At 67.9% G+C, this 19,304-nt stretch carries 17 protein-coding genes; 16 read left to right on the top strand and 1 reads right to left on the bottom strand.

Going from position 1 to position 19,304, the window contains the following annotated elements:
• Positions 1 to 169 precede the first annotated feature (169 nt).
• The 15 genes from CHC08_RS32610 to CHC08_RS32540 all read left to right on the top strand — a co-directional run bounded on the left by CHC08_RS32610 (position 170) and on the right by CHC08_RS32540 (position 15,349).
• Complete coding sequence (locus CHC08_RS32610; RefSeq protein WP_218825598.1) at positions 170 to 2,914, top strand: hypothetical protein; 2,745 nt, start codon at positions 170 to 172, stop codon at positions 2,912 to 2,914.
• 64 nt (positions 2,915 to 2,978) lie between these two features.
• The gene (locus tag CHC08_RS32605; RefSeq protein WP_089211246.1) at positions 2,979 to 3,359 is read left to right on the top strand and encodes a hypothetical protein; all 381 of its coding nucleotides are present in this window, start codon (positions 2,979 to 2,981) and stop codon (positions 3,357 to 3,359) included.
• 78 nt (positions 3,360 to 3,437) lie between these two features.
• A complete protein-coding gene (locus tag CHC08_RS32600; RefSeq protein WP_089211226.1) occupies positions 3,438 to 4,703 on the top strand; it encodes a serine hydroxymethyltransferase in 1,266 nt (421 codons plus the stop codon).
• Between the two features lie 57 nt (positions 4,704 to 4,760).
• Positions 4,761 to 6,065, top strand: a complete 1,305-nt coding sequence (locus tag CHC08_RS32595) for a glycosyltransferase family 4 protein (RefSeq protein ID WP_179282339.1) — start codon at positions 4,761 to 4,763, stop codon at positions 6,063 to 6,065.
• A gap of 151 nt (positions 6,066 to 6,216) precedes the next feature.
• A complete protein-coding gene (locus CHC08_RS32590; protein WP_089211224.1) occupies positions 6,217 to 6,645 on the top strand; it encodes a Cg1360 family ATP-synthase-associated protein in 429 nt (142 codons plus the stop codon).
• A gap of 293 nt (positions 6,646 to 6,938) precedes the next feature.
• Positions 6,939 to 7,730, top strand: coding sequence for a F0F1 ATP synthase subunit A (gene atpB, locus CHC08_RS32585; RefSeq protein ID WP_089211223.1), 792 nt, complete (start codon positions 6,939 to 6,941; stop codon positions 7,728 to 7,730).
• Positions 7,731 to 7,800: 70 nt separating this feature from the next.
• The gene (atpE, locus tag CHC08_RS32580) at positions 7,801 to 8,031 is read left to right on the top strand and encodes an ATP synthase F0 subunit C (protein WP_089211222.1); all 231 of its coding nucleotides are present in this window, start codon (positions 7,801 to 7,803) and stop codon (positions 8,029 to 8,031) included.
• Positions 8,032 to 8,061: 30 nt separating this feature from the next.
• Entirely contained in the window at positions 8,062 to 8,601 is a 540-nt protein-coding gene (locus CHC08_RS32575) for a F0F1 ATP synthase subunit B (protein WP_089211221.1), read from the top strand.
• 85 nt (positions 8,602 to 8,686) lie between these two features.
• Positions 8,687 to 9,496 carry a F0F1 ATP synthase subunit delta gene (locus CHC08_RS32570; protein WP_089211220.1) on the top strand — a complete coding sequence of 270 codons (810 nt, stop codon included), beginning with the start codon at positions 8,687 to 8,689 and terminating at the stop codon, positions 9,494 to 9,496.
• Between the two features lie 23 nt (positions 9,497 to 9,519).
• Positions 9,520 to 11,169, top strand: a complete 1,650-nt coding sequence (atpA, locus tag CHC08_RS32565; protein ID WP_089211219.1) for a F0F1 ATP synthase subunit alpha — start codon at positions 9,520 to 9,522, stop codon at positions 11,167 to 11,169.
• Between the two features lie 3 nt (positions 11,170 to 11,172).
• Positions 11,173 to 12,075 (top strand): F0F1 ATP synthase subunit gamma, encoded by a 903-nt coding sequence (locus CHC08_RS32560; protein WP_089211218.1) that lies wholly within the window; start codon positions 11,173 to 11,175, stop codon positions 12,073 to 12,075.
• A 1-nt stretch (position 12,076) separates the two neighbouring features.
• Entirely contained in the window at positions 12,077 to 13,504 is a 1,428-nt protein-coding gene (gene atpD, locus CHC08_RS32555) for a F0F1 ATP synthase subunit beta (protein WP_089211217.1), read from the top strand.
• A gap of 63 nt (positions 13,505 to 13,567) precedes the next feature.
• Positions 13,568 to 13,975: a F0F1 ATP synthase subunit epsilon gene (locus tag CHC08_RS32550; RefSeq protein WP_089211216.1), complete on the top strand. Its 408-nt coding sequence runs from the start codon at positions 13,568 to 13,570 to the stop codon at positions 13,973 to 13,975.
• A 38-nt stretch (positions 13,976 to 14,013) separates the two neighbouring features.
• The gene (locus CHC08_RS32545) at positions 14,014 to 14,427 is read left to right on the top strand and encodes a DUF2550 domain-containing protein (protein WP_245878693.1); all 414 of its coding nucleotides are present in this window, start codon (positions 14,014 to 14,016) and stop codon (positions 14,425 to 14,427) included.
• A gap of 238 nt (positions 14,428 to 14,665) precedes the next feature.
• Positions 14,666 to 15,349, top strand: a complete 684-nt coding sequence (locus CHC08_RS32540) for a choice-of-anchor C family protein (protein WP_089211215.1) — start codon at positions 14,666 to 14,668, stop codon at positions 15,347 to 15,349.
• Positions 15,350 to 15,402: 53 nt separating this feature from the next.
• Here CHC08_RS32540 and CHC08_RS32535 read toward each other — a convergent pair whose 3' ends face one another.
• Complete coding sequence (locus CHC08_RS32535) at positions 15,403 to 16,005, bottom strand: cob(I)yrinic acid a,c-diamide adenosyltransferase (protein WP_089211214.1); 603 nt, start codon at positions 16,003 to 16,005, stop codon at positions 15,403 to 15,405.
• 65 nt (positions 16,006 to 16,070) lie between these two features.
• Here CHC08_RS32535 and CHC08_RS32530 point away from each other — a divergent pair, with 65 nt between their 5' ends.
• The gene (locus CHC08_RS32530; RefSeq protein ID WP_089211213.1) at positions 16,071 to 19,265 is read left to right on the top strand and encodes a S41 family peptidase; all 3,195 of its coding nucleotides are present in this window, start codon (positions 16,071 to 16,073) and stop codon (positions 19,263 to 19,265) included.
• The last annotated feature ends 39 nt before the right edge of the window (positions 19,266 to 19,304 follow it).

The raw sequence follows: 19,304 nt of genomic DNA, 5'->3' as shown, positions 1-19,304 counted from the left end.
TAACGCCTGGTCGGCAGGATCGGCGCGGGACGCCGGCCGTGACGCTCGGCGGCGCGCCGCCGAGCGCCGCCCGGCCTGTGCCCGTGATCCATGCCGTCTGATTATCACCGTGACGCGCGGCGTTCTCCCCGGTACCGTGAAGTGGGCCGACACCCTCCGGGAGACGTCCATGGGCAAGTTCGAAGGAATGGACCCCAAGCTGGTCCGTGACCTGCTGTCCGAGGTGCAACAAGCCGCGGTGCGGATGCGGACCGCCGAGGACCGGGTCAACCACCTGATGCGTGGCGCCGGCCTGCCCGCGCTGTCCACTCACCACCCGGCCCAGATCGCCGACGACTGCGAAAAAATGGTCCGTGACGTCTCCACCCGCGTGGAGTTGCTGGAGAAAAAGGTCAAGCAGGAGACCGGGGCCCCTCCCGGGGCACCGAAGGCCGGAGACGCGGGATCCGATTCACCCAAGACCGAGACCGGGTCCCAGGGCGGTGACGACAAGCCCCGCGTCGGCGACCAGTCGGCCGAGACCGTGCCACGCGACGATGCCAAGGACCAGCCCAGGGCGGGTGCCCCCAAGGGCGATGACGCGAAATCCGAGGCCGGTTCCAAGGGTGACGATGCGAAATCGGAGACCGGTTCCAAGGATCAGTCCACATCGGACACGCCCAAGGGCGACGACGCGAAATCCGGGTCGCGCGACGATCCCAAGGATCAGCCCAGAGCGGACGCCCCCAGGGGCGATGATGCGAAATCCGAGACCGGTTCCAAGGGCGACGAGTCCTCTCCACGGGATGACACGAAGGAGCCCTCCCGAACCGATCCGCGAGACGACTCGAAGGCGCCTTCTCACACCGACGACCCCAAGGATCAGCCCCGATCGGACGCCCCCAAGGGCGACGACGCAAAACCCGAGACCGGTTCCAAGGACGAGTCCTCTCCACGGGACGAGGCGAAGGAGTCCCCTCGAACCGATTCTCGGGATGACTCGAAGGCGCCTTCTCAAACCGACGATCCCAAGCCGGAGACCGGTTCCAAGGGCGACGAGATCTCCCCACGCGAGGGAGACGAGCCCAAGGAGATCGTGACGCCGGAGACGCCGAGCCCTGAGGCCGCGCAGGAGGAGCCGAGGGCGGACGACGTGCAGCCTCCGGCTCCGCGGGACGAGGATTCGGAGCCGGTGCTTCCGAGGCCGGATGAGAGTTCGCAGGGTGACGGGCAACCTGTCGACACCGCGCCTCGGGAGACGCCGAGCCCCGATGCCGGGCAGGAGCAGCCGAGGACGGACGAGGCGCAGCCTCCGGCTCCGCGGGTTGAGGATCTGGAGCCGGCGGTTCCGGGGCCGGGAGAGGACCCGCAGGGTGGAGCGGTTCCGGGGCCGGGAGAGGGTCCCCAGGGCGGGACGGCTCCGGCGCCGGGCGAAGGTCCCCAAGGTGGAGCGGCTCCAGGACCGGTTCCGGGGCCGGGCGAAGGTCCCCAGGGTGGAGCGGCTCCAGGACCGGTTCCGGGGCCGGGAGAGGGTTCTCAGGGTGACGGGCAACCTGTCGACACCGCGCCTCGGGATACCCCGGCGCCGAGTCCCGATGCCCCGCAGGAGCAGCCGAGGGCGGACGACGGGCGGACGCAGGTCGACCAGGTCGACAACCCGTCGCCGGGCACCGGAGACACCCCGACCGATGCTCCCGCGAACGACCCCGACGGCAAGGGCGATACCGGCTCCAAGGGCGACGAGCGCTCGCCCAGGGAGAACGGCGGCACGTCTGGCACCGACATCTTGGACACCGCGCAGAAGGACCATCCCGACGACATCGACCAGAGCGGCGACCTGAAAGCGAGGGTCGTGGAGGTCGACGGGGTGAAGGTGCTGCAGATCCCGCTCGACTCGCCCACGGCGGATGAGGTCAGCGAGCTGCTGAAGAACATCGAGGACATCCCGCCGCTGGAGATGCCCGGAGTCGACGGCGTCTCCGACATCGGGGGCCAACCCGGCTGGGTCGAACCGAACGAACCGCTGGCTTCCGCGAAGCCCGACTACCCCCTCCTCGACACCGCCGAGCCGGCCCCCGGCCAGACGGTCCAGCCGCCGGACACCGGCGGGGACGTGGGCACGCAGTCGGCAGGTGCGGCTCCGGGGGGTGCCCCGACGCAGTCGATCGGAACGGCCGCCCCCGGTGACACCGGGACACCGTCGATCGGGACGGCTCCGGGGGGCGCGCCGGCCCAGTCGATCGGTACGGCCGTTTCCGTGGATCCCGGGACGCAGCAGGTAGGGGCGGCTCCGGGGGATGTTCCGGCTCAGTCGATCGGTACGGCCATCTCTGTGGATGCCGGACCGCAGCCGGCAGGGGATGCCCCGGCTCAGTCGATCGGTACGGCCGTTTCCGTGGATGCCGGGACGCAGTTGATGGGAACGGCCGCTCCCGGGGACATCGGGACGCAGGCCGCGGGGGCGGCTCCGGGGGATGTTCCGGCGCAGGCCGTCGGGTCGGGGGGCGAGGGGTCGGTCGCGCAGTGGGCGAACGACGGCAGCGATGTCGTCTCGGCCAAAGCCGACCCGCTGAACGTGGAGGCGTTCAGGACGCTCGTCGACAATGTCAGCGATGTCGAACCGCTGGACATGCCGGGCGTGCAGGTCGGCGGCGGAGAGACCGGGGGCGGGGGGTCGGTTGAGCAGTGGGCGAACGACGGCAGCGACGTCGTCTCGGCCGAAGCGGGCCCGCTGGACATGGACGCGCTGAGGACGCTCGTCGACAATGTCAGTGAGATCGAGCCGCTGGACATGCCGGGCGTGCAGGTGCCAGACGGCGAGACGTGGGGTGAGGGCGCCTGGGTGCCCAGGGACATCGCTCCCGACGGCCCGGCGGACGATGTGGATCCGGGTGATCCACTGCGGTCGATCCCGCCACTCGGCGGCGGGCAGTGAGGCCGGCAACGAGGCGGACAACGAGGCCGGCAATGAGGCGGACAGTGAGCGTGAGGAGCCTGTGATGTTCGTGGATCCACCCGCACCGCAGCCGCTGCAGCCGGGGGAGACCCCACCGGTCTCGGGAGGTCTCGGGCTGCCGTCTCCGGATACCGCCATGGCATGGGAGTTCAACCCCGACTACCAGCGGCTGGTCATGATGTGGAGACAGGTGATCCCCGTGCTCGACACGCTGACCGCCTCCCTGGACAAGGCCTACCAGCTCGCCAGGAGCAGGGACGTCTGGGACGCTCCTGTCTCGGGTCGCTACGTCGAGGACATGACCGCGTGGCGTACCCGTCTGGGTCTCTACCGGCAGGCGATTCTCACCTCGATCAGCGATCAGGCCGCCGACACGCCCAGGTGGATTCCCGCCGCCGCAGGGGCACCGCACGCATTCTCATGACGACGCGCGTCTGACGTGGGAAAATGGGGCCGATCAGGCTTACAGTGGGGATGAGTCGTCATCCCCAGGATGTGAGCCATGGGCGCAGAGCCGTACTACGGGCCCGATTTCGGTCTCCTGCAGAGGCAGGACCCGGAGATCGCGCGTGTTCTCCTCGATGAGCTGGACCGGCTCCGCGGCGGCATCCAGCTCATCGCGAGCGAGAACCTCGCCTCGCCCGCAGTGCTCGCCGCGCTCGGCTCGACGCTCACCAACAAGTATGCCGAGGGATATCCCGGCAGGCGTTACTACGCGGGCTGCGAGGTGGTCGACCGGGCCGAGCAGCTCGCGATCGACCGGGCCCGGCAGCTCTTCGGCGCCGACCACGTCAACGTGCAGCCCCACTCCGGCGCCTCGGCCAACCTCGCCGCGTACGCCGCCCTCCTCCAGCCGGGCGACACCGTGCTGGCCATGGCGCTGCCGCACGGCGGCCACCTCACTCACGGATCCCGGGTCAACTTCTCCGGCCGATGGTTCGACGTCGTGGCGTACGGCGTGCGCAGGGACACCGAGCTGATCGACTACGACGAGGTCAGGGAGCTGGCGCTGCGGCACCAGCCCAAGATGATCATTTGTGGCGCCACGGCATACCCACGCGAGATCGACTTCACGGTCTTCAGGGGGATCGCCGACGAGGTGGGCGCCTGGCTGCTGGCCGACGTCGCGCACACCATCGGCCTGATGGCGGGAGGCGCCCTGCCGTCCGCGGTGCCGTACGCCGACGTGGTGACCTTCACCACGCACAAGGCGCTCCGCGGTCCGAGGGGCGGCGGCATCATGTGCACGCAGGAGCTGGCGGGCAGGATCGACCGGGCGGTTTTCCCGTTCGTCCAGGGCGGTCCGCTCATGCATGCGATAGCGGCCAAGGCGGTGGCGTTCGGCGAGGCGCTCCAACCGGAGTTCGCACAGTACGCGCGGCGGGTGGTGGAAAATGCCCGGGTGCTGACCGACGCCCTGGCGGCCGAGGGCATGCGGCCCGTCTCCGGGGGCACGGACAGCCATCTGGCGTTGATCGATATGCGGGACGCCGGGGTCTCGGGCGCGGTGGCCGAGCAGCGATGCTCCGCGGCGGGGATCACACTGAATCGCAACGTGATCCCGTATGATCCGGAGCCTCCAACGGTGACGTCCGGAATCCGGGTCGGCACCCCCTCCGTCACGACGCAGGGGATGGGACCCGAGGAGATGAAAGAGGTGGCCTCGATGGTGGCGCAGGTCATCCGCAGCCCGGACACTGTTGGAGAGATAAGAAGGCGGGTCACGGCGCTGACGCAGGCCTATCAGGTATATCCCAGGGAACTATGAGCTGTTCTGTGTCGTTTTCCGGTCACAGTTGGCCGGACTATCCGCGAAACTAGGTCCGTGCGCGAATATCTACTTATGGCGCTGGTGGCGGCGGCGATGACCTATCTGCTGGTCCCGCTGGTCCGCGTTTTCGCCATTCGCATCGGTGCTATGCCCGAGGTCCGTGACCGTGACGTGCACACCACGCCCACGCCGAGGCTCGGTGGCCTGGCGATGTACGGCGGGCTCGTGGCCGGCCTGCTGATCGCCAACGAACTGCCCTACGCCGGAGGCAAGCTGGCCGAGGGCAAGACCGTGATCGCACTGATCGTCGCGGGCGGCCTGATCACGCTGACCGGCTTCCTGGACGACTGGTGGGGCATGGACGCCCTTATCAAGCTCGCCGGACAGATCGGCGCCGCCGGCATCCTGGTCGCGTTCGGGATCAATCTGCCATGGATTCCGCTGCCCTCCTCGCTCGGAGGGACGGTGATCCTGGACTCCACGCTCAGCCCTCTGATCACGATTCTGATCGTGATCGTTATGATCAACGCGGTCAATTTCGTCGACGGACTGGACGGCCTGGCGGCCGGCATCGTCGGCATCGCCGCGATGGCCACGTGGACGTACTCCGTCGCCCTGTCCAAGGACTACGGGGACAGCAGCATCAACGTCACGGCCGTGATCACCTCGGTGCTCATCGGCATGTGCCTGGGCTTCCTGCCCCACAACTTCCATCCGGCGAAGATCTTCATGGGTGACACCGGCGCGATGCTGATCGGCCTGGTGCTCGCGTCCACGATGATCACCGTGACGCCGCTCGACTCCAGCAACATCAACCGGTTCCCGGTGGTCCTTCCTCTCATCGTGCCGATCGCGATCCTGGTGCTGCCGCTGCTCGACCTGATCATGGCGGTGGTCCGGCGCACATCCAACGGCCTGTCGCCGTTCGCCCCTGACCGGGGCCATCTCCATCACCGGCTCCTGGACGTCGGCCATTCGCACCGGCGCAGCGTCCTGATCATGTACACCTGGACCTTCCTGTTCGCCTTCACGGTCGTGGGGCTGTCCATCGAGGGCGTCCCGCTCGTCCTGTTCCCGCTGACCGTGCTGCTGGCCGTCGGCGTGCTGGTGATGATGTCGTTGCCGCGCTGGCGTGCGCGCCGCGAGGCCAACGGGGGCGGGGGCGGGGGCGGGGCGCACACCACCGGGCGTCGCTCGCGTCACGACGCGGTGCCGGCCCAGTCTCCTCCGCTTCCCCCGGAGGCGCCGGGTCCCAGGCCGGCCGCCGCCGACGGTGACACGGCGATGCTGTCCGCGCTCCCCGACCTGTCGCTCACCGCTCCCCGGCAGACTTTCTCAAACCCTGAGACACGGCGCTGAACACCTTCTGGTAACCCAATGATCGTTTACTTGAAACGGCAGGTAAAGGCGGTCTTCCAGGAGCTTGTGATAGCTTTCACTAACAACGGCTCAACCAGATGAGCTTTGCAAGGTAGCAATCGCTCGCTTGATAACCGAACCAGGAGCGCCGATGCAGGACAACGATCTCCGAATTCTCAGGGCCGCTGCGATCCCCACGGCCCTGGTCGGTCTGATCGCTGTCATCGTCGCCGCGTTCCTCTCGGGAACCAAGGGGGCGCTGGGCGCGGGTATCGGAGTCTTCGTGGTGGCGGCCTTCTTCACCATCAGCCTGACCGCCGTCGCGTACGCGGCGCGGATCTCGCCCACGATGATGATGGCCGCGGCGATGGGCACCTTCTTCGCGAAGATCCTCGTGCTGGCCGTGCTCCTGGAGTACTTCCAGGACGCCACGGTGTGGAATCCGAGGGCGTTCGGTCTGACCGTCATCGTCTGCACGATCTGCTGGACCATCGGTGAGGCGCGTGGCTTCATGCGACTGCGCATGCTCTACGTCGACCCCGAGGGTAAGGTTCCCGGACAGCTCGGGGAGAAGCGATGACAAGACATCGCATCCTGTCCCAAATGTCACATAGGCTCACCCTGGCAGACGGAGCGAGACAAGTCACCGCCGGGCATCCCGGGGCGAAAGCCTCTGAGGACTGGCTCGATATGACTAGTCACAGTTGCGCCTGCTATTGTCGCGTGCGCGATAAACGAAGGTAGAGGAACGTCCGCCGGAGCCGTCGCGCCCTGGCCTCTCCGCCCTTTTCGCGCCCTCCAGCCGGCTGACCTGTCCAAGGTGAGGCCGCTGGATCACCTCTTGACCAATCAATACGACGAAGGGACCGCCGAGTGAGCGCCGCGTTGACGCCTCTCGCCTCCGAGGAGTTCCAGGCTCCGGGGCTCGGCCTATTCGACTGGCCGCCGCTCGTCGAGGGTCAGGCCTGGTTCAACAAGCCGGCCCTGCTCGCGCTGATCGGCGTGGTGGTGGTCGTCATTTTCGCCTACAGCGCGTTCTCCAGGCCGAAGCTGGTGCCGAAGGGCATGCAGAACGTCGGCGAGATCGCCTACGAGTTCGTCCGCGAACAGATCGCCAAGCCGAACCTGGGCAAGGACAGCGACCGGTGGATGCCGCTGCTGGTCAGCATGTTCCTCTACGTGTTGGTCGTGAACCTGTTCGGTTCCCTCATATTCGTCCAGTTCCCCGTGATGTCGCGGATCGGTTTCGCCGCGATCCTCTCGATCGGTGTGTGGGTGCTGGTGATGTACCTGGGCATCAAGCACCAGGGTCCCATCGGCTTCTTCAAGAACGTGATGTTCCCGCCCGGCCTGCCGACGTGGATCTACTTCCTGGTCGCGCCGATCGAGCTCATCTCGACCTTCTTCCTGCGCCACATCACGCACGCGGTGCGACTGTTCGCCACGATGATGGCCGGTCACCTGATCATTGCGCTGTTCTCCGAGGTCGGCTGGCACTTCCTGTTCGTTCAGCTGACCCCCCTCGGCGCCCCGATCGGTGTGCTCGGGTTCATCATGACGATCCTGCTCACCGCCTTCGAGCTGTTCATCCAGGCGCTGCAGGCCTACGTGTTCGCACTGCTGGCCGCCATGTTCATCAATGACGCGCTGCACCCCGCGCACTAAGACCTTTCGTTCCCACCGCTAAAACCCTCCGGTGGACACTCCACTGGTCGATAGAAAAGGAAACCTCAGCATGTCTGGTCTGCTCGCCGAAGTGACAGGCAACCTCGGTTCGATCGGCTACGGCCTCTCCGCGATCGGCCCCGGCATCGGCATCGGCATCATCTTCGGCCAGGGTGTGCAGGCAATCGCCCGCCAGCCCGAGGCCTACGGCCTGATCCGCCAGAACATGATCCTGGGCTTCGTGTTCGCCGAGGCGCTCGCGCTGATCGGTATTGCGCTCGCGTTCGCCTTCCGAGCCTGACACGACCAGCCTCGACGGAAGGCAGTACTTATGAATCTGCTAGCGGCAGAGGAAGCGACGAACCCACTCCTCCCACACGTGTCGGAGATGGTCGTCGGTGGAGTCTCATTCCTGATCGTCCTGTTCTTCGTCGGACGTCTCCTGGTGCCCCGTATCCAGAAGACGCTGGCTGAGCGTGTCGACGCGATCGAGGGCGGCCTGAAGCGGGCCGCGGACGCACAAGAAGAGGCTCAGCAGGCTCTCAAGCAGTACAGGGACCAGCTGGCCGAGGCTCGTCACGAGGCGTCTCGTCTCCGTGAAGAGGCTCGTGAGCAGGGCGCGCAGATCAAGGCCGAGCTCCGCGAGGAGGCGCAGGCCGAGGCCCGCCGTCTCATCGAGGCCGCGCACCTTCAGATCGAGGCCGACCGTCAGCAGGCGTTCACCCAGCTTCGCTCTGAGATCGGCCGCCTGTCGACCGACCTGGCCGGCCGTATCGTCGGTGAGTCCCTCGAAGATGAGGCGCGTCAGCGTCGCACCGTCGACCGGTTCCTTGAGGAGCTTGAGTCGACGAGCAACGCGGCGGTCCGCTGATGATGGAGCGAATCCGACGCAGTGAGCGGAGTGGTTCGCGAGTTACGAGCGGGCCGCGTAGTGAACGAGGAGCGGTGAGCGACCGATGAGAGGTCTGAGCAGGGCTTCGCTGGCCGAGGTCGAAGAGCACTTCAACGCGGTGGCGGGAAGTGCCGACCTCGGCACGCTGGCCGACGAGCTTTTCTCGGTCGCCGACCTGTTCGACCATGAGCACGGGCTCCGCCGCAACCTGTCCGACCCCGCCCGTCCGGCGGCCCAGAAGGCGCAAGTCGTACGGGTCCTGCTGGAGGGCAAGGTCAGCAACGCGGCGCTGGAGACGGTCGTCGCGGCCGCGTCCGCGAAGTGGGCGCGTTCCGGCGACCTGACCGACGCGCTCGAGCGTCTCGGCGTCATCGCCGCGGCGGCCGAGGCCGAGGCGCAGGGCAAGCTCGACGAGGTCGAGGACGAGCTGTTCCGGTTCGGGCGCATCGCCGCCTCGAACCTGGAACTGCACCGGACCCTGACCGACCCGAGCATCTCCGCTGAGCGCAAGAGGGAGCTTCTCGCCTCGCTGCTCGATGGCAAGGTCGCCCCCACCAGCCTCCGTCTGGTCACGCAACTCGTGGTTCATCCCCGAGGACGTAGCCTGGACAGAGGTCTGGAGGAGTTCGGCAAGCTGATCGCCGCCCAGCGGCAGCGGCTCGTCGCGGTGGTGCGCAGCGCCATCGAGCTCTCCGAGGAGCAGAAGCAGCGTCTCGCCACGTGGCTGCGCACCTCGTACGGCCGCGACGTTCATCTGAACGTCGAGGTGGATCCGCGAGTGATCGGAGGGTTCTCGGTTCACATCGGGGACGACCTCATCGACACCACCATCGCGGGACGAATCGAAGAAGTCCGCCGCCGGTTGGCCGGCTAGGCGAATAGGGAGACTGAAGAGAGATGGCGGAGCTTACGATCCGGCCGGATGAGATCCGGGACGCACTTGAGCGCTTCGTCCAGGCGTACGAGCCGGAAGGCGCCGCGCGCGAGGAGATCGGGACCGTCGTCGACTGCGGCGACGGTATCGCCCATGTCTCCGGCCTTCCCTCGGCGATGGCGAACGAACTGCTTGAGTTCGAGGATGGCACGCGTGGCCTGGCACTGAACCTGGACGTCCGGGAAATCGGTGTTGTTGTTCTGGGCGACTTCAGCAAGATCGAGGAAGGTCAGTCGGTCCGCCGGACGGGCGAGGTCCTGTCCGTGCCGGTCGGCGACAACTTCCTCGGCCGAGTGGTCGACCCGCTGGGCGTACCCCTGGACGGCAAGGGCGCCATCGAGTCCGAGGGCCTGCGTGCCCTTGAGCTCCAGGCCCCCTCCGTGGTCCAGCGCCAGCCGGTGAAGGAGCCGCTGCAGACCGGCCTCAAGGCGGTTGACGCCATGACGCCGATCGGCCGTGGCCAGCGCCAGCTGATCATCGGTGACCGTGGCACCGGCAAGACCGCCATCGCCGTGGACACCATCCTCAACCAGCGGGAGAACTGGCTCTCCGGCGACCCCGACAAGCAGGTTCGCTGCGTCTACGTCGCGGTCGGTCAGAAGGGTTCCACGATCGCCCAGGTCAAGGGCCGCCTCGAGGAGGCGGGCGCGATGGAGTACACCACCATCGTCGCCGCTCCGGCGTCCGACCCGGCCGGTTACAAATACCTCGCCCCCTACACCGGTTCGGCCATCGGCCAGCACTGGATGTACCAGGGCAAGCACGTCCTCATCGTCTTCGACGACCTGACCAAGCAGGCCGACGCCTACCGCGCCGTCTCGCTGCTCCTGCGCCGCCCGCCGGGCCGTGAGGCCTTCCCCGGCGACGTCTTCTACCTACACTCCCGTCTGCTCGAGCGTTGTGCGAAGCTCTCCGCCGACATGGGCGCGGGCTCGATGACCGGTCTGCCGATCGTCGAGACCAAGGGCAACGACGTCTCGGCGTTCATCCCGACCAACGTCATCTCCATCACCGACGGCCAGTGCTTCCTCGAGACCGACCTGTTCAACTCGGGTGTGCGTCCGGCCATCAACGTCGGCGTCTCCGTCTCCCGAGTGGGCGGTTCCGCGCAGATCAAGGCGATGAAGACGGTCGCGGGCACGCTGCGCCTGTCGCTGTCGCAGTTCCGTGACCTGGAGGCCTTCGCCTCCTTCGCCTCCGACCTGGACGCGGCCTCCCGTGCCCAGCTGGAGCGTGGCCAGCGACTGGTCGAGCTGCTCAAGCAGGCCCAGTACAGCCCGTTCCCGGTCGAGAAGCAGGTCGTCTCGGTCTGGGCCGGCACCACCGGTGAGCTCGACGACGTCCCGGTCGAGGACATCCGCCGCTTCGAGACGGAGTTCCTGGACCACCTGTCGCGCGAGAACAAGGGCATCTTCGACAGCATCCGCGAGACCAAGGCCCTTTCTGACGACACGGTGCAGGCGCTCAAGGACGCCATCACCGAGTTCAAGAAGGGCTTCGAGACCTCCTCGGGCGATCTGCTGATCAACGACGAGCCCGTCGAGGCGCTCGGTGCCGACGAGGTCGGCCAGGAAAAGATCACCAAGCGCGTCCGTACGGCAGAGAAGAAGTAGCCGATGGGTGCCCAGCTAAGAATGCTGCGGCGGCGGGTCAGGTCGCTGAAGTCCATGGCGAAGATCACGCGCGCTCAGGAGCTCATCGCCTCGTCGCGCATCGTGAAGGCGCAGCAGCGGATGCAGGCGGCCGTGCCGTACGAGCGCGAGATCATTCGCGCCGTCACGGGTGTTGTCAGCAACACCGGCAGCATCGACCACCCACTGACCGTGGCGAAGGAGCAGTCCACCAAGGCGGCCGTTCTCATCGTCACCAGTGACAGCGGTTTCTGCGGCGGCTTCAACGTGAACGTCCTGCGTGAGGCCGAGGCCCTGAGCAACCTGCTGAAGGACAGGGGCATCACGCCCACGCCCTTCGTGACAGGACGCAAGGGTGTCATCTGGCACACCTTCCGCGATCGTGAGATGGGCGGGCAGTGGACGGGATTCTCCCGTAAGCCCTCGTACGCAGACGCCAAGGAGATCGCGAACGCGCTGATCCAGACGTTCTCGGCGGACGACGGCGTCGACGAGATCCACATCGTCTCCACCGAGTTCGTGTCCATGCTGACGCAGGAGGTCGTGGTCCGGCGGATCCTTCCCCTGGAGGTCGAGGAGACCACCGAGAAGCCCGGCGACACGCCGTTGCCGTACTTCGAGTTCGAACCCACCGCGGGAGACGTGCTCGACTCGTTGCTGCCGCGGTACGTGGAGTCGCGCATCTTCACCGCGCTGCTCCAGTCGGCGGCCTCGGAGGAGGCCGCGCGGCGCCGGGCGATGAAGTCGGCGACCGACAACGCCAATGACCTCATCGGGGACTTCACCCGTCAGATGAACCAGGTCCGTCAGGCCGAGATCACCCAGGAAATCAGCGAGATCGTCGGCGGCGCGAACGCGCTGGCTGACTCCGCAGCGGGGAAAGAGTGAAATGACTGCACAGACTGTTGAGACCGGCGTGGGCCGCGTCGCGCGCGTCACCGGTCCCGTCGTCGACGTGGAGTTCCCCGTCGATGCGATGCCCGAGATCTACAACGCCCTGAAGGTCGAAGTCGTCCTCGGCGGCGAGACCAAGGTGCTGACACTGGAGGTCGCCCAGCACCTGGGTGACAACCTCGTCCGCGCCATCTCCATGCAGCCCACCGACGGTCTGACCCGCGGTGCGGCGGTGTCCGACACCGGCAACGCCATCTCGGTGCCGGTCGGCGACGTCGTCAAGGGCCACGTGTGGAACACCCTCGGTGAGTCGCTGGACGTCGAGACCGCGTCGCTCAAGATCAACGAGCGCTGGGGCATCCACCGTCCGTCGCCCGCCTTCGACACCCTCGAGTCGCGCACCGAGATGCTGACCACCGGCATCAAGGTCATCGACCTGCTCACCCCGTACGTGCAGGGCGGCAAGATCGGCCTGTTCGGCGGCGCGGGCGTCGGCAAGACCGTTCTGATCCAGGAGATGATCCGCCGGGTCGCCCGTAACTTCGGTGGCACCTCGGTGTTCGCCGGCGTCGGCGAGCGCACCCGTGAGGGCAACGACCTCTGGCTGGAAATGGAGGAGGCCGACGTCCTCAAGGACACGGCGCTCGTCTTCGGCCAGATGGACGAGCCCCCGGGCACGCGTCTGCGCGTCGCGCTCTCCGCCCTCACCATGGCGGAGTACTTCCGTGACGTGCAGAAGCAGGACGTGCTTCTGTTCATCGACAACATCTTCCGGTTCACCCAGGCCGGTTCCGAGGTCTCCACCCTGCTCGGCCGTATGCCGTCCGCGGTGGGTTACCAGCCGACCCTGGCCGACGAGATGGGCGTTCTGCAGGAGCGCATCACCTCGACCCGCGGTCACTCGATCACCTCGATGCAGGCGATCTACGTCCCCGCGGACGACATCACCGACCCGGCCCCGCACAACGCGTTCGCGCACCTTGACGCGCAGACCGTTCTGTCGCGGCCGATCTCGGAGAAGGGCATCTACCCCGCGGTGGACCCGCTCGACTCCACCTCGCGGATCCTCGACCCGCTGATCGTCGGCGAGGAGCACTACCGCGTCGCCCAGGAGACCAAGCGGATCCTGCAGAAGTACAAGGAACTGCAGGACATCATCGCGATCCTCGGTATCGACGAGCTGTCCGAAGAGGACAAGGTCACCGTCAACCGGGCCCGTCGCATCGAGCGTTTCCTCTCCCACCCGATGTACGCCGCCGAGGCGTTCACCGGCCAGCCCGGAGAGAACGTGCCGCTGGACGAGACCATCGCCTCGTTCAAGGGTCTGTGCGCCGGCGACTACGACCACCTGCCCGAGCAGGCGTTCTTCATGGTCGGCGGCATCGAGCAGGCCGTCGCCAAGGCCAAGGAACTCGCCCGCTAGTCGCCTTCGGTGCCGGTACGGCTTGCCGTACCGGCACCTGGTTCGAAAGGAACTGGAGAGAAAGTGGCGAAGCTGCGAGTAGGCGTCGTCTCGCCGGAACGTGAGATCTGGTCCGGCGAGGCCGACATGGTGATTGCCAAGACTGTCGACGGCGAGATCGGTATCATGCCTAGGCATGCACCCGTGCTCGGCGTTCTCGTCGAGGGTGGCGTGTTGACGGTCAAGCGCGGCGATGGTGAGTCCGACCTCGTCGCCGCGGTCCACGGCGGGTTTCTCTCGGTGGCCAACGACGAGGTGTCGATCCTGGCCGAAATAGCCGAGCTCGGCTCCGAGGTGGATGTCTCCAGGGCAAGAAACGCCCTGGAGCGTGCGCAGTCCTCGGTCGAGGCCAACCAGGAGGACGCGGACGCCGCTGTCGAGGCCAAGCGTGCCAAGGCCCGGTTGCGAGCGGCCGGCGAAGAAGTCGGATAAATTCTGCTTCTTAGCGGTACGGGTCTTGGGGGCGCGACATGGTGGTGCTGGACGTACTCATCGTGGTAGTGCTGCTCGTCGCCCTTCCGGCCTCCCGGGTGCTCGTCCTGACCCGATCTCGTGGCTCGGTGCTGTGTTGTCTGCGCCCGATGTCGGGAGAACGAGGCTGGCGGGTGGGGGTGGCCCGATACGCCGACGGGCAACTCAACTGGATTCCGCTCATAGGTTTGCTTCCAAGGCCGCGCCACGTCATCGTGAGGCGCGGCCTTGTTGTTTCCGGGCGTCGCAAGGTCGGGCCCGGAGAGTTCTACGGGTTCATCGAGGGCGTGACCGCGCTGGAGTGCCGGAACGGGCAGAGCGCGTTCGAGCTCGCCATGGGCTACCGCGCCCTCACCGGCTTCGTCGCCTGGCTGGAGTCCGCCCCGCCCAGTGCCTACCTCGACGTCGCCTGACTCCTTCCAGCGCCTGTTCCGACGTCGCCTGACTCCTTGCCGTACGGCTCGCAGGCCGATCGGGCGTGCCATCGGGACAAGATCCCTTCCTCTCGGTTACCGTGGATCTTCGTTGACTACCGAGAGTGTCTAATATCTGACACTCGGTGTGTCGTGCGCGCCGGCCCCGTCATGGTCGGCCCCGTCATGCCGGCTCCTCGTCCTGTCGCGAAGCGGACCGCACAACAGGAGGAAGGTCATGAACGTTCCGACGGCTCGTCATCCGAAACCGGCCCGGCTGGCGGCCTGCGCCCTCGTACTCTGCTTCTGCGCCTTTTCGCCGGCGGTGGAGGCCCACGCCCTGTCCTCGGCGGCCCCGGTGGCCCCGGTGGCGCCGCCGGTCGGCAACGGCGGGTTCGAGACCCCGCCGACGACCGGACAGGCCTTCCAGGACACGGGCAGCAGCCTCGGGGCGTGGAAGGTCACGGCGGGATCCGTCGATCTCATCGGCGTCGGCGGCCCGTTGCTGCCGGCCAAGGGGAAGCAGTCCCTCGACCTCACGGGCTACAGGCCGGGGACGATCGAGCAGACCATTCCCACGACGGCCGGGCGCTGCTACACCGTGAGCTTCGCCCTGGCCGGGAACACGTTCGGCCCTCCCGTCGTGAAGGCGGGATATGCGCGGGTCACGCAGGGGCCCCTCACCGTCCAGAAGAACTTCACCTTCGACATCACCGGGAAGACGCCGCTGAACATGGGCTACGTCCGGGAGAGGCTTCACTTCTGCGCGGAGGGCCCGGAGGCGACCCTGAGCCTGGTGTCCACCACCAACGGGGCGTACGGCCCGGCGATCGACGACGTGACCGTCACTCCGCGACTCCGCTTCGCCGAGGCGGAGACCGAGGCCGGGGCCAGGGCTGAGACGCCACGGCAGAACGGCTGACACGGACGACGCACGGGAGTCCCGGCGGTGCCGGGGCTCCGGCGCGAAGGGATCTACCGGGTACCGCCGGGCTTCCAGAGGATCTCGTCGCCACCCGCGGCCACCCGGCAGAGGATGAACATCAGGTCACTCAGCCGGTTGAGGTATTTCGCGGTCAGCGGGTTGACGTCGTCGTGCGCCTCCAGGGCGGACCAGACGGTCCGCTCGGCTCGCCGGGTCACGGTCCTGGCCACGTGGAGCTGGGCGACGACCGGGGTGCCGCCCGGCAGGATGAAGCTGCGCAGCGGCTTGAGCCGCTCGTTGAACTCGTCGCACCGCTCCTCCAGCCATTCGACGTAGGAGGGCTCGACCCGCAGCGGCGGGAACTCGGGGTTCTCCACGACCGGGGTGCACAGGTCGGCGCCGACGTCGAACAGCTCGTTCTGGATCCGGACGAGGACCCGGGCGATGTCCTCGTCGAGGGAGCCGTCGACGGAGCCCATGGCCAGGGCCACGCCGATCGCCGCGTTGGCCTCCTCCACGTCCGCGTACGCGGCCAGACGGGGGTCGGTCTTGCGGGCGCGGCTCATGTCGCCGAGCGCGGTGGTGCCGTCGTCGCCGGTGCGCGTGTAGATCTTTGAGAGCACAACCGGCTGGTCTCTGTCAGCTCGCGTCATAAGGCCCAGCGTATCGGCCGGTAAAATACTCTGTTTAACCCGATAGTGGACAATATGATTTACCGATGGCTTCTGGTTTCTACCTGCGATTCCCTCACATAGCCCGTGAGACGCTGACGTTCGTCGCCGATGACGACGTCTGGGCGGCCCCCGTGAACGGCGGCCGAGCATGGCGTCTCTCCTCGGACCGAGCTCCCGCGGGCCATCCCCGCCTCTCTCCCGACGGTACGAAGGTTGCCTGGACGAGCGTTCGGGAGGGCGCTCCCGAGGTGTTCCTGGCCGATCTGGAGTCCGTCTCGGCCGAACGGCTGACCTACTGGGGCGATTCCCGGACCCGTACACGCGGCTGGACGCCGGACGGCAAGGTCCTCGCGATCAGCGCGACCGGGCAGCCGTTCGCCTCGCAGGCGTGGGTCTACGCGCTGAGTGACGGCCAGGCAGAAAAGCTGCCCTACGGCCCGGTCAACGACCTTTCGGTCCTTGAGGACTCCGTGGCGCTGCTCACCGCCTCCCTCACCCGCGACCCCGCGGCCTGGAAACGTTATCGAGGCGGTACGGCGGGGCGCCTCTGGGTCCAGCAGGCGGGCGGTGACTTCACCCGGCTGCTGGCAGAGCTGAACGGTAACTTCGCCAGCCCGATGCTCGTCGGCGGGCGTCTGGCCTTCCTCTCCGATCACGAGGGCGTCGGCAACCTCTACTCCTGCGCGCTGGACGGCACCGGACTGCGTCGCCACACCGACCATGACGTCTTCTACGCCCGGCACGCCACCACCGACGGCACCCGGATCGTCTATCAGAACGCCGGTGACCTCTACCTTCTGGACGGCCTCGACGACGAGGGGCGCAAGCTCGACGTCACGCTCGGCTCCCCGCCGCGCGGGCGGCAGCCGTACCAGGTCAACGCGGGCAGGCGGCTGCACGACCTGGTCGTGGACGCGACCGGGCGGGCCAGCGCGGTGGAGATCCAGGGTTCGGTGCACTGGGTGACCCACCGGGACGGTCCGGCGCGCCAGCTCAGCACCGGCCTGTCGGCGGGGCGGCCCCGCGTCCTCGGCAAGGACCGGGTGGTGTGGGTCTTCGACGACGGCGAGCAGCAGGGCCTGGAGATCGGCCCGGTCGGCGGCGGGGAGAGCCGCAGGATCGCCGCGGGGAAGCTGGGCGAGGTCGGCGATCTGGCCGTCGCGCCCGACGGGAACACGATCGCGGTGGCCACCAGGGACGGGCGGATGCTCCTGGTGGACGTGGCCTCCGGCGAGGTCACCGAGCTGGTCAAGGCCGAGGGTGAGATCGACGGGCCGACCTGGTCGCCCGACTCCGCCTGGCTGGCCTGGTCGCAGCCGGAGGGCCCGCAGCTCCGCAGGATCCGGCTGGCCAGGATGGCGGACCGGGTCGTCACCGACATCACCGACGGCCGGTTCGTGGACATCTCGCCCGCGTTCACCGGCGACTACCTGGCGTTCCTGTCACGCCGCGGCTTCGACCCCGTCTACGACGCGCACTCCTTCGACATGTCCTTCCCGTTCGGCTACCGCCCCTATCTGGTGCCGCTGGCCGCGGCCACGCCGTCGCCGTTCGCGCCCAGCTCCGACGGCCGGTCGGCGGGGGACTCCGACGACTCCGAAGGCTCCGGCGAGGCCGGTGACGACAAGAAGGACAAGAAGGAAGACGGCACCGCGCTCACCGTCGACCTGGACGGCATCGCCGCAAGGGTCGTGCAGGTGCCGGTGCCCGAGGGCCGCTACTCGAACCTGCAGGCGGTCAAGGGCGGGTTCGTCTGGCTTCGCGAGCCGCTGGCCGGGGAGCTCGGCGAGGACAGGGATCGGGTGGGGGGCGACTCTCCCAGCCCCGCACTGGACCGCTACGACCTCGGCAGGCGCAAGTGCGAGGAACTGGTGGAGAAGCTCGACTGGTATCGGGTGAGCGGGGACGGCACCCAGCTTGTCGTCAGCGACAAGGGAACGCTCACGGTCCGTTCGGCCACCGGAAAGTCGTCCAACGGCAAGAACGGCGACGACACGACCATCGACCTGTCGCGAATCCGGATCACCGGTGACCCGCAGGCCTACCGGCATCATGCCTACACCCAGGCGGGCCGCCGGATGCGGGCCGACTTCTGGGTCGACGACATGGCCGACGTCGAGTGGGACGCCGTCCTGGAGGAGTATCGGCCGCTGGTGGATCGCGTCGCCACCGCGGACGACTTCGCCGACCTGCTCTGGGAGGTCCTGGGAGAGCTGGGCAGCTCGCACGCCTACGTCTTCCCCGCTCCCTGGGAGCACAGGGGGTTCGAGCCGGTCGGCATGCTCGGCGCCGACCTGTCGGTGAACGGCGACGGCCGCTGGCAGGTGGACCGGATCCTTCCCGGCGAGTCCTCCGACGTGTACGCCCGCTCGCCGCTGGCCGCGCCGGGGGCCGGAGTCCGGCAGGAGGAGACGCTGCTCGCGGTCGACGGTCGCCCGGTGCCGCCGGAGGGGCCCGCGCGGCTGCTGGTCGGCGCCGCGGACAAGCCGGTCGAACTGACCCTGGGAGGCGGCCGGCGAGTGGTCGTCACCCCGCTCCGCGACGATCGGCGCCTCCGCTACCAGGACTGGGTGGCCTCGCGCCGGGCGCACGTCAGGGAGCTCAGCGGCGGCCGTCTCGGCTACCTGCACATCCCGGACATGGTCGCCGAGGGCTGGGCGCAGTTCCACCGTGACCTGCGCAGGGAGATGACCTTCGAGGGGCTCGTCGTGGACGTCCGGGGCAACCGGGGCGGTCACACCTCCGAGCTTGTCATCGAGAAGCTGATCCGCCGGGTCATCGCCTGGGACCTGCCCAGGGGCATGGCGCCGATCACCTACCCCGAGGACGCCCCGCGCGGGCCGCTGGTCGCGGTCACCGACCAGAACGCCGGATCCGACGGAGACATCGTCACCGCCGCCTTCAAGATCCACAAGCTCGGGCCCGTGGTGGGCACCCGTACCTGGGGCGGCGTCATCGGCATCGAGAACGGCCACCGCCTGGTCGACGGGTCGCACATCACCGTGCCCAAGTACTCGTTCTGGTTCGAGGGACTCGGCTGGGGAGTGGAGAACTACGGCGTCGACCCGGACGTCGAGGTCGACATCACTCCCGATGACTGGGCGGCCGGCCGGGATCCGCAGATCGAGGAGGCGGTACGGCTCGCGCTGGCCGCCCTGGAGGAGCGCCCGGCGGCGACCCCGCCGGACCCGGCGACCCGCCCCTCCCGCCGTCGTCCGGCGCTGCCGCCCCGCCCGTAGTTGACATTTGTCATGTCGATCACCTGAGAGATACGGATC

This window comes from Streptosporangium subroseum (assembly GCF_900188345.1).
GTDB lineage: Bacteria > Actinomycetota > Actinomycetes > Streptosporangiales > Streptosporangiaceae > Streptosporangium > Streptosporangium subroseum.
Note: the sequence above shows the minus strand (reverse complement) of the source record. Positions and strands in the feature narration are given on the sequence as shown.

Excerpts from the sequence above, each read along its gene's own strand:
- CHC08_RS32610 (WP_218825598.1), top strand. The coding sequence starts at position 170 with ATGGGCAAGTTCGAAGGAATGGACCCCAAGCTGGTCCGTGACCTGCTG.
- CHC08_RS32605 (WP_089211246.1), top strand. The coding sequence starts at position 2,979 with ATGTTCGTGGATCCACCCGCACCGCAGCCGCTGCAGCCGGGGGAGACC.
- CHC08_RS32600 (WP_089211226.1), top strand. The coding sequence starts at position 3,438 with ATGGGCGCAGAGCCGTACTACGGGCCCGATTTCGGTCTCCTGCAGAGG.
- CHC08_RS32590 (WP_089211224.1), top strand. The coding sequence starts at position 6,217 with ATGCAGGACAACGATCTCCGAATTCTCAGGGCCGCTGCGATCCCCACG.
- atpE (WP_089211222.1), top strand. The coding sequence starts at position 7,801 with ATGTCTGGTCTGCTCGCCGAAGTGACAGGCAACCTCGGTTCGATCGGC.
- CHC08_RS32575 (WP_089211221.1), top strand. The coding sequence starts at position 8,062 with ATGAATCTGCTAGCGGCAGAGGAAGCGACGAACCCACTCCTCCCACAC.
- CHC08_RS32570 (WP_089211220.1), top strand. The coding sequence starts at position 8,687 with ATGAGAGGTCTGAGCAGGGCTTCGCTGGCCGAGGTCGAAGAGCACTTC.
- atpA (WP_089211219.1), top strand. The coding sequence starts at position 9,520 with ATGGCGGAGCTTACGATCCGGCCGGATGAGATCCGGGACGCACTTGAG.
- CHC08_RS32560 (WP_089211218.1), top strand. The coding sequence starts at position 11,173 with ATGGGTGCCCAGCTAAGAATGCTGCGGCGGCGGGTCAGGTCGCTGAAG.
- atpD (WP_089211217.1), top strand. The coding sequence starts at position 12,077 with ATGACTGCACAGACTGTTGAGACCGGCGTGGGCCGCGTCGCGCGCGTC.
- CHC08_RS32545 (WP_245878693.1), top strand. The coding sequence starts at position 14,014 with ATGGTGGTGCTGGACGTACTCATCGTGGTAGTGCTGCTCGTCGCCCTT.
- CHC08_RS32540 (WP_089211215.1), top strand. The coding sequence starts at position 14,666 with ATGAACGTTCCGACGGCTCGTCATCCGAAACCGGCCCGGCTGGCGGCC.
- CHC08_RS32535 (WP_089211214.1), bottom strand. The coding sequence starts at position 16,005 with ATGACGCGAGCTGACAGAGACCAGCCGGTTGTGCTCTCAAAGATCTAC.
- CHC08_RS32530 (WP_089211213.1), top strand. The coding sequence starts at position 16,071 with ATGGCTTCTGGTTTCTACCTGCGATTCCCTCACATAGCCCGTGAGACG.